We start from the raw sequence: 13,784 nt of genomic DNA, 5'->3' as shown, positions 1-13,784 counted from the left end.
CCTTTGAGTTTTTTATTTAAACAAGGCTTCAGGATTGAGTTTTTCCATCAACAAAGATTCTCCGCGCTCATTGAAAACGTCGTATTCCTTGTTTATGTAATTTACAAGTCTTGTGACTTCGTCCTTGTTGTCGGCGACGATTTCGGCAACCATAATAGGCCTGTCGACGGTCCGGTCTTTTCCGTAATGATAGCCGACATCATGATATTTCTGTATTTCAATACATTCTGGAAGGGCTTCAACTTTATCCATGCCGACGATTTTGGAGACGGTCTGGTCATAGCCCTTCAGCAGATAGTTACAGTCGAGGGCATATTTCTTGTACCTTGCCGATTCTTCGCTGATGGTTCCGATGTCTTCGACCATCTTGCCGGTCAATGCGAACTCGATAATCATGTCCATGGCGTTGTAGCCAAGGCAGGCCTGTTCGTGGTTGAAATACGAACCGCCTAAACGGCAGCCCATTTCAAAGAACTTCACGTCTTTCCCGTTAAAGTACCCTTGCATGAAAAGGACTCCGTCCGTAAAGCCTTCGCTTTTGAACATGTTTATGACTGCCGGGTTGACTTTTTCGAGATAGAAGTCAACGGCCTTTGACGGCGACATGCTTATGGTGGAATAATTGATGGCAGAACCTCTGTCCGAAGCCATAAAGCGGTCAAAAATGGAAAGCAGCCTGAATTCCCCGCCGACCGCAATGTAGTCCAGAAGGAATTCCCTTCCGCTGATATAGTCTTCAATTATCGCATTGCCGCTGGCTGAATAGCTGACGGCTTCTTCAAAGCGGGCTTTCAATTCCTGCTCGTTACGGCACACGCCGGCGCCGCGGGAGCCGCTGCCGTCAAGCGGCTTTACAAATACGGGATAGGTGATTCGTTTGAGAGTGTTGTCGTCGATCTTATTTCCCATCAGGTAAGTCTGAGGGACGGGAACGCCATACTTGTCGCATGTGTTCTTGAAGTCGACCTTGTTTGTCGACATGCTCAGCATTTTTTCCGTAATATAGCAGGGCAATCCGAGACGCTTGCATACTTCCATATATGGTCTAAGCAAGATGTCTACAAAACCAGTGATGACCCCGTCTACCTTTTCTTTCTTGCAAAAATCGACTAGGGCGTCTACATCAAGTGCGTTGATCAAAACAGGCTTGTCTGCAATCTTTTTTGCTGGAGAATCGGCATTGTAATCAGCAACGATGGTATAAATGCCTGCCGCTTTTGCGTAACGGACAATGTCGCATTCGGTAGTTGTTGCTCCGATTATGAGAAGTTTCTTGCCTTCAAATTTAGTCATTGCCTTTTTTTCCTATCAAAAAAATCCTTGGAATCTTTAAATTTAAATATACTCTTTTTTCGATTTTGAATCGCTCTAAAGGCCTCTGTACGGCCTGCTTTTTAGAGGATTGCCCCTATTATCCTTTCCATGTCATCTTTCCCATACCTTTGGTCGACGGGAATGCATACAATATGATTTGCCATTTCATATTCCAAGTCGTTTTGTCCCGTCCATTCAAGAACATTGGGCCAGTAGGTTGCAACGAATATGTTTTGCGCAATCAGCTTTTTCTTGAGCTCATTTCCGCATTTAGACCAATATGGGTAAACGAGCGGGCAGGCAAAAGAGTCTAACGATGGAATTTCCAATCGATTTGTTGATGCGAGAATTTTGTGGAGGTATTCAAAATTCTCGCGGCGTTTTTGCTTTATGCAGTCGAGGTCGATGGTGGCAAAAATGTGTCTTGAAATTTGGCTCATCTGGGAAAGAGGCGATTCTGCAATCTTCTTGCTGTTTGCCTTGAAATCGCTGTAGCCTTCTGCAGGAATCAGTTCCGTGCGCTTAAGTAGATGCGAGCAGCGGTCATAAGAACAATCAATAGGCAGAGAGCTAACCGTGAGTGGCACGCTTGTGACCGCGAGACCTCCGTCCGGCATACCCATGAATTTGCGTGGGCTGTAGAATTGGTGGTGCTTCTGTGCGGGGCAATAAAGAGCCTGGGCGTTATCTATAATAGCACGATTGCCATAGGTTTCTTGAATTTTTTGCGCATAGGCGTCTTTGATGCCGTAATAGTTCGTGTATAGCAGGTATTCCCCATCTTGCAGATGGATTGATTCTGCAAGTTCCAACTTTTCATTGGTATGGTAAAACTTCCAGGGAATGCCGATTTTTTTTAGAGGTTCTAGTACGGCGTCGCAGGTGAAATAGGGAATCCATAGCTGGCTGGCGTTTCCGATACCTTTCAGGATGTATTCGAGGGCGTGTCGGCCGCTGTTCAGATAAACAGCTCCTTCGTGCAAACTGCGGTTCTGCACCGTGGGGAATTCCCATTCAAAATATCCGCCGATAGGTTTCATAGTTGATTCTACTTCACATTGATATGCATCCATGACGTCGTGTCACTCAAAGCTTTTTCAAGTTCCTCGCGAGTTTTGAATCGCAGGAACAAAGTGCCGAGAGAGTTGTTTGCTCCCTTGAAGGGTACGATATGGTCTCCTGGCTTGACGATCAGCCCCACGTCACGGATGTATTTTTGCTTGAATTCCGGATCTATCTCGATGGAGACGAATTGTCCTTCGGTTGAAGAATGCAGAATGTAGTTGCACCATACGCCATCATAAACAGGGGCGGTAATGTTATCCAACGGCATTCCCAGCGCTTTTTTGATTTCGTTGCGGATTAAACTTTGTCCGGTCGCCATATCTTGAAGTTCTGCGATGCGGTTTCCACCGCCGCGGGGGCTCACTTCCATAATATAGGCCTTACCGTCGGAGCATACGCGGCTTTCTACGTTGTAGATGCCGGATTTTACGTTCAGGAGCGTAAACAGACGTTGTAGTTGGTTTGTCAGATCGTCCTGATATTTTTGTTCCATGGATGCTGGCCATATTTCGATGGCCGGTGTGTATGGGTTGGCGGCGTTCTTGTCAAACAGCTGGTCGGAATAGGCCGGGTACACGAGTTTGCCGTCTGCCGTGAAGATGTCGGCGCTGGATTGTGCGCCCACTTTGTCCAGAAAATCTTCGACAATGAAGTTTTTGGAAATCGATGCCGATAGTGCCGTTTCGATTGCTGTTTTTAAATCGGCTCTTTTTTCGACCTTCGTGACGCCCTTGCTGCCGGCGGAATCGACAGGTTTTACGATGACGGGCCAGTTGAAGTAATCGACGTCTTTTAGGGCGTCGTCAATGTTGTCGTATCCTTTTGCCTTGGGGCAGTTGAATCCATTATCAGTGAGGAACTTGCGGAACAGCGATTTGTCTTGTAGAAAGCAGGTGGCTTCGTAGGTGCACTGGAAAGGAAGTCCCATCTTTTCTGCCACGTAGGCCGCAGTCGTTACTCCGGGATCTACCGCATGGGAGAGGATTCCGTCAATTTTGAGTTCCTGTGCGGCCTTCAGAACAGCGTCCTTGTCGATGATACTTACATTGCAGTATTCGTCAGAATATTTATGGGCAATGTTATCGGGGAGGTAATCTGCCGTAATTACGTGTACACCCATTTTATGTGCTTCGTTGATTACGGGGAGCAGGTACCGTAACCCGCCAAGGAGCATCAGTTTTTTCACGGCTTACCTATTTCTTGTTCAAGACGACGTCTAGGACTCGGTTTGCGGATTCCTCGTCGAGTCCGGCAAACATCGGAAGGCATAACACCTGGTCAGCCAGTTTGTGGGCGATGGGCAGGTTTTTCGGGTTGGCCGAATCAAGTCCCTTGTAGGCGCTGAATGTGCTGATGAGCGGATAGAAGTAGCGGCGACCGAAAATGTTGTGCTCTTGAAGTTTCGCGTACAGGGCGTCACGGCTCATGCCGTATGCCTTTTCATCAATAAATATTGGGAAGTAGGCGTAGTTATGACGGATTCCTTCGATATCTTTCAACATGCGAATGCCAGGAATGTCCTTGAGTGCTTCGCGGTATTTTTCTGCGGTCGCCTTGCGTTTCGCAATCGCATCATCTACTTGCTTCAGGTTCAAGAGCCCATATGCGGAACGGATTTCGTCCATCTTGCTGTTGATGCCAGGAGCGACGACGGTAGTCTCTCCGTTGAATCCGAAGTTCTTGAGAAAATCAATGCGCTTCTTTGTAGCTTCATCGTGGCAGACTAGAGCTCCGCCTTCTACTGTGTTGTAGACTTTGGTTGCGTGGAAACTGAGCGTACTCATGTCTCCCTGCTTTAGGATGGATTCCCCGTTTACCTTGACGCCGAAGGCGTGGGCTGCATCATAGATGATCTTGAGACCATAGATGTCTGCAATCTCCTGGATGCGCTTCGTGTTACATGGAGTTCCATATACGTGGACGGGCATAATTGCAGTAGTATGCGGCGTTATGGCGGCTTCAATCTTTTCTGGATCGAGGTTTCCCGTTTCTTCGTCCACATCGACGAAGACCGGCTTAAGGCCGTTCCACCAGATGGAGTGCGTTGTTGCCACAAAACTGTATGGGGTGGTAATGACTTCGCCCGAAATTCGCAGGGCTTGTAAGGCTGTAATCAGCGGGAGCGTCCCGTTGGTGAACAGACTGATGTATTCGACGCCTAGGTAGTCGGCAAGCTGCTTTTCTAGTTCTTTGTGGTAATGACCGTTGTTGGTAAGCCACTTGCGTTCCCAGATGTCCTTGAGCATCGGGATAAAATCATCCAAAGAAGGCAGCAATGGTGATGTAACCGTGATCAACTTATTTTCGGCCATTCCGGAATTCCTTTACTGTGTTTAACAGGTAATCAAAACTTTCGAGTTTGAATATCTTTGCTAGACTAAAATAGAATATTATTCCGCAAAGGGTTTGTAGGCATAAGCCGGGTAGTATGGGTAGATTCAGTAATCCTACGGCGTAAACGCAGGCGCCCATCGGGGCTGCTATGAAAAATGAGGGGAAGATATCTTTTATTTGCTCAAAATAGCCGTAACCCATCAATTTTTTATTCGGATTGGCGTTTACAAAGGCGTTAATCAAGGTCGAGATTGATGCGCCGTATGCGATGCCAATGGGAGATTTGAAGTAGTATAATCCCCCAATGAGGAAAGTTAACCCCACGCATTTCTTTATGATTTCAAGCTTTAAAAAGATGTCGCTTCTACCCATTGCATTTATGGCAGAGAGGTTTGAAGTGTGGATGGGGTATAAAAGATAGATGAAGCAATATACCTGGATAAAGGGAACGCTAGGCAGCCATTTTTCTCCCAACAGCAACAGGACGACTGGCTTGGCGAGAACGGCTAGACCTGTCATTAGAGGGATGATGACGAATGAACTTGTCTTGATTGCCCGTCGCATAAGCCTTTTCATTTGGGGCTTGTCGTCCTGGTGAGCCGAAAGAGACGGAAGCATGACGGATTGAATGGAACTATTGATGTTGTTTACCACGAAATTTGGGAAATGCTCGCCTCTGTTGTAATAAGCCAGATCTGCAGGCGAAAACATTTTTCCGATGATAAGTCCGGTCAAATTATTGTATCCGGTATCTATAATAGCGGAACACAGCAACTTCCATCCAAAGGAAAAAAGTCCTTTTAGACGGGAAAAGGAAAATTCCATTTTGGGTCGCCAAGGAACCGTGAACCACATGATGACGATTGCGAGAAATACGTTGGATAGCTGCTGTATTACTAGGGCCCAAACGCCAAAATGAGCTAAAGCGAAAATGACGCCGAGGATGCCGGATGGAATCATTGCCCCTAAACTGCGGTAGAACAGTTTTTTGAATAGCATGTTTTTGGAAATGTAGGCAAGCTGTACGGAATTAATCGCACCAAGGAAAAGCGTTATCGATAATACACGGATGACGGGTATTAAAGTTTCATTGTTATAAAATTGGGCGATAAGGGGGGCGCAAAAGAAAAGAACGATGTAGAGTATGGTGGCGACGCCAATGCTGGCGATGAATACTGTAGAAAAGTCAAGATTGTCCGAATTCTTCTTTTGTATAAGGGCTGTGTTTAAACCGCTCTGGACAAAGACGTTTGCAAAGGTGATGAAAACGGTGACAAGAGCAACCAGGCCGAAGTCGTTTGGTGCAAGAACTCGGGCGAGAATAATGGTTAAAAAGAACTGGATCAGCTGCGCTCCGCACCGTTCGAAGAACTTCCAGAAAAGCGACGATATGATGGTGTTTTTGGATGGCATAGGAGAAAAATAGAATTATAGGTTCTCGTCAATCCAATAATAACGTTCTGAAACCCAATTTTTTAGTGAGTCTACCGCATCTTCATAGGATTCGAAAGCGATGTCGTGATACATGTTTTCTGTGGAATTGAGCGTTGGCCAACGTTTGTTGTCGTTTTTGACGGCTTTTTTTATCCGTTGAGAGACTGCTTCAATGGAATCGGGGACGTTCTTGAAGAGGTGCTTGTTTTGGGTCCAATAGCTAAGGCAACTGTTTTTAAAGGATTCGTTTTTCCAAAGCCATTTATACCATCCGAAGTTGCGCACGATCCAGTCTTTATGTCCTGTGGTCCCCGTCCTGAAAATTCCATAGGCTAGGTCAAAATCCCAGACGGGGCCCATTTTTAGGACGTCGCCCTGTTCCCATGTGGTGAAGAGGCTCCGGAGGAATCTCGCGTCGAAGTTCTTGGCAAATTCCTGGATCCAGTAGTAGCGCGCAAAGTCAAGGGTGTCAATCCAATTGGACGGAATGAAGTGGACGGTGTCTTTTTGGGCGAATTCGAATTTGCTAAAGTGCTCGGCAACGATGTCTATGGATTCTTGTGAGGGCTCTTTGGGGTATTTGATTTCAAAGAGGTTCCCGTTTTTAGTTTCAAAGAAGGGTTTGTTGTCGTGGGAGGTTGTTTTTTCGACTAAATAGCTTGCCTTGTCCTTGTTCAGGTTGACCCTGTTTTTGGATACCTTTACGGATTCGACCAAAAGGTATAGTCCTAAATACTCCCGGTTGAAAAAGACTTCGACAAATTGAGTTCTTGGAGAGTAATCGTCCCCCAGTATGGAGGCGAGCTGATAGGTCACATAATTTTTGACATGGGTCTTGTCTTTGAAATTGGCGACCAGGGCGAAATCGGTCCCTTTGGGCATTCCGAACAAACTCTGTTTTTGGTCAAAGTCGAGCTTGATTCCGTATTTGGGCATCCGAAAAGACGAATTTCCGCGGCCTCTTACGGTCAAAGTCTTGATTTCGCTGCTCGGCCCGTCTTTCTCGTAAATTTGCAATTTCGCGTTGATTAACGTTTCTTTGTCGCGAAGGCCTCGGAAATCATCTGTTTCTATAACAAGGCGCGGAACGCCAGCGAATGGATATTCGCTGTCGTTGAGAGGTAAATAGTCTTGAGGACTGTTAGAAGAGTCCCATGAACAAGCAGCCAATAAAAAGCAGGCTAATATTTTTTTTGCTTGCTTCAACGGCTAATATTTGCCATACTTGTATCCGAATCCATCGGAATGGCTATGCTGGTATTTGTTGATGACAAAGCTGGCGTGAGCACTGGTATTGCCCTTGAGCAATTGGGACATGCCGTCTTGGATTGCTTCAATACCGTGTTTGTTGTATTCAATGACCATCACGATTTGAGACGCTTGGCGGCAAGCAAGTGCAGCATCGGTTACCAACATAATTGGAGGCGTGTCGACAATGATTAGGTCGTAGCGCTTTTCCAATTCGTCGATCATGTCGGAATAATGCTTGGAACCCAGGATTTCGGACGGGTTGCTGGGAACATGTCCGCAGGGTATGATAAAGAGATTCTCGACTTCAGTGCTGTGAATGACATCGTCAAGTGTTGTTTCGTGGAGCAGGAATTGTGATAGACCGTTCCCGCGTTTGATTCCGAATTCCTTATGTAGGCGGCCTTTGCGGAGGTCTGCATCAATGAGGAGCACCTTCTTGCCGAGCCCGGCGAATAGTGCAGCCAAGTTGACAGAAATAAAGCTTTTCCCGACGCCGGGGATAAGGCCGCTGATGCCGATGATGGGGCGGCAGCCTTCGTCCATGCTGAATTCGAGAGAGCTACGGAGGGCGCGGAGGGCTTCCACGGCGACATCGTCAGGTTCGACCACGGCAAGAGGCCTCGTGCCCTTGGTGCCCTTGGGATTGCCCTTCGGGACCTTGGCGTAGACGCTGTAGCCGGTTTCGCGTTCAATGAAGTGGGCGTCACGTACGCCGTTGCTGAACTTGCTCTTGATGCTGACGATGGCGGCGCCAAGCAACAATCCAAAGAAAAGCGCAATGAGAACGATCATTTTTTTCTTCGGCTTAGTTGGCCTGGAAACCTGTTCGGCAAAGTCGATGATGCGCACGGAGCCGACTTCGCCGGCGGAAACCAATTTCAACTGCTGGATGTTGTTGAGCATGGTCGTGTACATGACTTTTGCCAGTTCGACTTCGTTGCTGAGCTTTAGGACTTCTTGCTGTGTTGCGGGTAATCTTTTGGATTCGCTTGTGTTAGAAGCAAGTTCGCGTTTCAAGGCGTTTTCTTGTTCTTCATATGTCTTGATGGTGGGATGCTCAGGCTGGAACAGCCGGATTGCATCTTGTTTCTTCTGCTGAAGCACCAGAAGGTCTTGTTGCAATTTGGTGCGTTTTTCCAGGACGAGACGTGTTTCTGCATTGATGTCGACAGAGCCTACGCGGTTGCGATAGTGGTTGAAGCGCAGCATGGCGCTATCCATTTGTGCCTTGACTTCGGGGAGCTGCTTTTCAAGGAATTCCAGTGTCTTCTGGGCTTCCGCGTTGCTACGCTCTACGTTTTGACGTAGGTATGTCGTCGCAATTTCGTTCAGGATTTCTGTTGCGCGGTCGGGGTAAATGTCTTGATAGCTGAATTCAAGAATTCCGGTTTTCTTCCCTTTTTCTTTAATTTCAAATGCACTTTTAAACGCGTCAATGGCGTCAAGACGATTTTTCTTATACAGATTGAAAAATTGTCCTTTTTTTACGTTCATTCTTAAAACGCTGAAAGTTACCGTATCACCTGCATAGGGGATTTTATAGGTTTCTCCGGCATGACAGTTGTCGACAATCAATTTTTTATTGTGGTCAAGTAATTTGAATGTGAGGCTGTCTTTAACAACGGCAACCCACGGCTTGCCCCGTTCTTCTTCGGGAAGATTGTCCCAAGGAATTTCTAGCTGGACTAGCTCCATTCGGCCTTCCTTGTGCAAAAGCCTTTGCAATTTACGCGTTGGGACAGCTATGTATTGCAAGTGCATTTTGTCTACAGCATCACCGATAATCTGCCTGCTCTTGATGAGCTCGATTTCTGTTTCGGCGGGGCTGGAACTGGCAAACAGGCTTCCGAGGCCGCCCATCATGGCTCCGGCCATTCCCTTGTTACTTTTAGATTCTATTTGCAGCAGGGCATCTACCTGGTATACGGGCCTAATCCACAGGGCGACAATGACGCCAATGACTCCAGATAGGATAAGACATGGCAACATGATGTGCCAATTCTTGGCTAGGTCTTTTAGAAGGTCAAAAAGGTCGGTTTCTTCTTTTTTTGCAGATGCCATAGTATACCTTTAGCTTATATGAGCTAATTTAACAATTTCCTATACCCAGAATTTATCCGTTTCCTTGATGATGGGTATTTCCGGGAGGGATTTGTCGAGGGTCATCTCGTAAATTTTCGATGCAAAAAGAGTGTCGTGCAGGCCTAAACCGTAATTATAGTCGATAATCCTTTGATTTTCGGATTTGCGGCCGGGATCCCTGCCGGCGAGGACTTCACCGATTTCGTTGTAATCGTGGTACTGCGGGAAGAACTTGAAGTTCCTCACATGCCCGGTATCGTCTCCAAAAACGCGGTCAAAGGTGGTGTCGCAGTTCTGGAACCCGCGCATGTGTACCGGAATGATGGTGATGCCGGGAGGGAACAGGCTTTCGTCTTCTACGATAAGGCCGTTCGCGCTGGTGATGCAGCTGATGAGAACATCGACGGACTGGGCGATTTCTTTGACGTCGTCGACGATTTCAAAAGAAACATTCTTGTAGTTTTGGAAACGCTGGATAAATAGTTCCGCTTGATTCTTGTAGCGTAACAGTTTGACATCAAAATGCTTTTCGGGTTCGGCTTCAAGGATGCAGAGCAGGCTCGCTCGCGCGGTGTTGCCGAGCCCGAGCATACCATAGCGGGAAGAATCCTTTTTTCGAAGCGCCTTGGAAGAAGCGGCCGCGACCGCTCCCGTCCGCATGGTGGTAATCCAGTCGCCGTCCAATAGGGCGAGGAGGTCGCCGTTCTTGGCGTTGTACAGGAGCATGTCGCTCCCTAGGCTCGGTACGGCGCCTTCGATGCGGTGGACTTCCTTGATGCCGAAATAGCGGATGTCCGGATTGCTTTTGGATTCAGGAAGCAAGCAGGGCATCGACGTGAAGAAATCCGTGTCTGTCGGGTGTACGCTAATCTTGGCGGGTAACTGGGCTTCGCTTTTTAGTGCAAAGCTTTCGTAGATCCAGTCAGTGCATTGTTTGGGCGAAATCCCGAGGCTGCGGATAGTCTGTTCGGATATGATTCTCATACGGTGGCTCCTGCTTCCAACTCCTTGAAAGCCTTGATAAGTCGCGCGTTGTCTTCGTGGCTACGTACGGCGATGCGCATGTATTGTTTGCCGTCAAGTCCCTTCTTGTCGCTGCAGTCGCGCATGAGGATGTTGTATTTCTTCAGCATGGCGAGTACGAGCCCGTTCGCCGTGAACGGCGGGAGGATTTCGCAGAGGAAATAGTTCGCTTCCGAGGGCATGACCCGCAGGAACTTTACCTGGCGGAGTTCGTCGCCAAAACGGTCGCGTTCCGTAATGAACTGCTCGCAGGCAATCTTGTAGTCCTTTTCGTACTTGGTATAGATCTGCATGAAGAATTCGGCGAAACTATTCAGGTTCCAGATGCTCACGGTCTTTTTCATCTTGGCAATTAGCGCCTTGTCTGCGGAACAGAGGATTCCGAGACGGATGCCGGGGACCCCGTAGCTCTTGGAAATGCTCTTCATTACCACCAGGTGGGGAAAGGTTTCCAGGATTCTGTCGTCGAGGAGGGTGTTTTCTTCGTAGCCGTGGCTGAAGTCGACAAAGCTTTCGTCTACGACAAGGCGCGTCCTGTTTTCTTCGCTCCACTTCGCGAGGGCGAGAACGTCTTTCTTGGCGATGAAGTTACCCGACGGGTTGTCCGGATTGATCAACAGCAGGTTTTCGGCATGATTCTTGCCGAAGAATTCCATCAGGTCCTTGACGGAGTAGCGATAGTCGGCATTTTGCGGTACAAAGGTGACGAGGCTGTCCTTGTCGCGACGGTTCGGGTATTCCTCGAAAGTAGGACGGATAATCCCGAGCGATCCTGGGAGTTCTTCCATTAGGGCCTTGATCAGTTCGGCGGCACCGTTGCCGGGGATGATGTATTCTTCCTTGACGCCCCAGCACTTGGAAGCGAGCAGGGTGTTAACCTTCATGCCCGAGGGGTATTCACCGACCAGGGTCCTGAAGTTGGCGTTCATCTCATCGATGATGCGGGAGTTGCGGAAATACGGGTTTACCAAGTAGCAGTAGTCCAGCATTTGCGGGAAGCGCCAGAAACCGCCATAACGGCCGTAATACTTGCGGAGCACATCCTTCTCTTCGGCGAATAGGGCTTCGGCGATATCCAGGTCCTGTTTGTCGTCGATCTCGTACCACTTCTCGTTGGTGATGGGCAAGGCCTTGAGGTCGCTCTTGCTCAGGAACGATATGATGCGCAGTACATTTTCGTAGTATTCATTGTTGCCGACGGCCTTGCAGTAGGCGTCAAGGAAGGGAATGTACTTTGTCTTCGAAAAATCCTTGCTGAACTTGTAGATGTTGACCGTCTTGTAGTAGCTGCCGATTTCGCTATAGTCAAAGGCTGCCTTGGTGACGAAGTTGACGATATTGTTGTCGCGGTCGATTTTCACCATGGTGCCGTCCATCCAGGTTTCGTATTTGGCGACGAGGGCCAGGTTGGGGAACGGATTGCTCAAGAGCAAGTCGAACATCCCGTCGTCATAAATCAAGTCGCTTTCGATAAGGAGCGTATCGTCTTCTTGCAGCTGTTTTCCTGCTAGCGCGAGGGAATAGATGTTGTTCGTCTTGTCGTAAATCGGGTTGTTTACGTACTCAATCTTGAGTCCGTCGCGTTCGTTGCCGATGTAATCCTTCAGCTTCTGTCCTTCGTAGCCGATGACGATGACGACCCGGTTGAGGCTGAACTTGCTCAATTGGCGAAGCGTTCGGTCAATCAGGGGGACCCCGTTTACGGGAACCATGCATTTCGTATTGTTCTTGGTGTATTCGCCTAGGCGTTTGCCCATTCCCGCAGCGAGGATGATTGCTTGCATCTTTCCGAGCTCTCCGTTTTCTTTTGAATATAGTTTTATTTGGCTGCTTTGCGGCTAAACTTGTTGACCACGATTTCCTTGATATCCGCAAAACTCTCGTCCTTGATGACGGCGGCGATCCCGAAATACACGACCGCGGCGGTGACGATGCCTACGGCCACCTTGGCAACGCTCCCGTCAAAAGGCATGATGGCAAAATGCGTGACGACGCCCATGACGGCAATCTGGATGAATACCGGGAACAGGACCTTTAGCTGCTTCAGCTCGCCGTAGCCGAGGATCTTCCCGGTATAGTAGCAGTTGAACGAGAAGGCGACAAACTCGTAGGCGGCCTTGCCGATAACCAGGGCATATATGCCGAAGGGGAGGGTCGCGAACAGGATCGCGAAACCGATAGGTTTCTTCATGAGTTCTAGCTTGAGTACGAGGTCGGTACGTCCCTTCACGTACAGCAGGTTCAGGTTGATATGGGTGAGGGGCGAGAACATGTAGCCGAAACAGAGAACTTGCAATAGCGGCACGCAGGGCAGCCATTTCGGGCCAATCATGATTTCGATAAGCGGTTCCCCGATGACGGCGATGGTCGTAAGCACGGGGTAAAGCAGGAACAGCGGCGTCCGCAGCAGCTTGCGGTAGGCGCGGAGCAGCCTCTCGTTGTCGTCCTGCATCTTGGCGAGTACGGGGAAATTCACCTTCAGTGCCATGTCCTGCAGCGCCTGCGTGGGGAGCAGGGCGTATTCGTTGCCCCTGTTGTAGTAGCCTACATCTGCCGGAGAGAAAGCCTTGCCGATGACAAGCGTGTAGAGGTTGCCGTATATGGTGTTGATGAGGCTGGAGCAGAGCAGCTTGGAACCGAACCCGAAAAGCGACTTGAAGGATTCCTTCGAGAACATGAGCTTGGGCATCCAGCGCGAGCAGTACCAGATGCAGATGGAAGAAATAAGCTGGCCGGCAAGCGCCTGGAACACGAGTGCCCATACGCCCCATCCGAAGAACGCGAGGGTAAGGCCCACGGCACCCGTCACGAGGATGCTGATGACGGAAATGAGCGCCTGCGTCTGGAACCTGAGATCGATCGTGAGCCTTGTGCGCTGCACCGCGGTAAACCCGGTAATCACGAGCGAAAGCGCGACGACCTTCGTCACGTCTTCGAGGATGGGCATGTTGTAGAACTTCGCAATGTAGGGAGAAGCGAAGAAGAGTGCCGCATAGAATGCTATTGACACGCCTACGTTGAAGTAGAAGATGGTGCAGAAGTCCTTTTCGGTGCGGTTCTGCTTCTGGATAAGCGCGTTAGAAAGGCCGCTGTCGGTGAACGTGTTCGCGACGGCGATGAATATGGCGAGCATGCCCACGACGCCATAGTCTGTCGGGGCGAGCATGCGGGCGAGTGCGATGCCGATGGCAAAGTTGACAGCCTTGCTTACGACCTTCTCGACTCCGGTCCAGGCCATGCCGCCAATCACTTTGTTCTTTAAGCTCTCTTCTGCCATATCG

General features: G+C 48.9%; 10 protein-coding genes. All 10 read right to left on the bottom strand.

The genetic code is table 11. From position 1 onward, the window contains the following. Nucleotides 1–12: 12 nt before the first annotated feature. The 10 genes from B3M32_RS07350 to B3M32_RS07305 all read right to left on the bottom strand — a co-directional run bounded on the left by B3M32_RS07350 (nucleotide 13) and on the right by B3M32_RS07305 (nucleotide 13,780). On the bottom strand, nucleotides 13–1,293 hold the full coding sequence (locus B3M32_RS07350; RefSeq protein WP_290744723.1) for an ATP-grasp domain-containing protein: 1,281 nt from the start codon (nucleotides 1,291–1,293) through the stop codon (nucleotides 13–15). A 101-nt stretch (nucleotides 1,294–1,394) separates the two neighbouring features. Next, nucleotides 1,395–2,354, bottom strand: coding sequence for a hypothetical protein (locus tag B3M32_RS07345; protein WP_290744721.1), 960 nt, complete (start codon nucleotides 2,352–2,354; stop codon nucleotides 1,395–1,397). Nucleotides 2,355–2,362: 8 nt separating this feature from the next. Next, entirely contained in the window at nucleotides 2,363–3,565 is a 1,203-nt protein-coding gene (locus B3M32_RS07340; RefSeq protein WP_290744719.1) for an ATP-grasp domain-containing protein, read from the bottom strand. Nucleotides 3,566–3,572: 7 nt separating this feature from the next. Then, on the bottom strand, nucleotides 3,573–4,691 hold the full coding sequence (locus B3M32_RS07335) for a DegT/DnrJ/EryC1/StrS family aminotransferase (RefSeq protein ID WP_290744717.1): 1,119 nt from the start codon (nucleotides 4,689–4,691) through the stop codon (nucleotides 3,573–3,575). Beyond that, complete coding sequence (locus B3M32_RS07330; protein WP_290744715.1) at nucleotides 4,678–6,126, bottom strand: lipopolysaccharide biosynthesis protein; 1,449 nt, start codon at nucleotides 6,124–6,126, stop codon at nucleotides 4,678–4,680. The genes B3M32_RS07335 and B3M32_RS07330 overlap by 14 nt, the downstream gene beginning before the upstream one ends. Before the next feature lie 15 nt (nucleotides 6,127–6,141). Beyond that, on the bottom strand, nucleotides 6,142–7,353 hold the full coding sequence (locus B3M32_RS07325; RefSeq protein WP_290744713.1) for a CotH kinase family protein: 1,212 nt from the start codon (nucleotides 7,351–7,353) through the stop codon (nucleotides 6,142–6,144). Between the two features lie 3 nt (nucleotides 7,354–7,356). Then, the gene (locus tag B3M32_RS07320) at nucleotides 7,357–9,459 is read right to left on the bottom strand and encodes a polysaccharide biosynthesis tyrosine autokinase (RefSeq protein WP_290744711.1); all 2,103 of its coding nucleotides are present in this window, start codon (nucleotides 9,457–9,459) and stop codon (nucleotides 7,357–7,359) included. A 39-nt stretch (nucleotides 9,460–9,498) separates the two neighbouring features. Next, nucleotides 9,499–10,464, bottom strand: a complete 966-nt coding sequence (locus B3M32_RS07315) for a hypothetical protein (RefSeq protein ID WP_290744709.1) — start codon at nucleotides 10,462–10,464, stop codon at nucleotides 9,499–9,501. Beyond that, entirely contained in the window at nucleotides 10,461–12,287 is a 1,827-nt protein-coding gene (locus tag B3M32_RS07310; RefSeq protein WP_290744707.1) for an aminotransferase class I/II-fold pyridoxal phosphate-dependent enzyme, read from the bottom strand. The genes B3M32_RS07315 and B3M32_RS07310 overlap by 4 nt, the downstream gene beginning before the upstream one ends. A gap of 35 nt (nucleotides 12,288–12,322) precedes the next feature. Further along, entirely contained in the window at nucleotides 12,323–13,780 is a 1,458-nt protein-coding gene (locus B3M32_RS07305) for a lipopolysaccharide biosynthesis protein (RefSeq protein WP_290744705.1), read from the bottom strand. Nucleotides 13,781–13,784: the final 4 nt, after the last annotated feature.

The organism is Fibrobacter sp. UBA4309 (assembly GCF_002395745.1).
In the GTDB taxonomy this organism is placed as follows: domain Bacteria; phylum Fibrobacterota; class Fibrobacteria; order Fibrobacterales; family Fibrobacteraceae; genus Fibrobacter.
The sequence above is the reverse complement of the archived record's forward strand: the minus strand, read 5'-3'. Positions and strand labels throughout refer to the sequence as shown.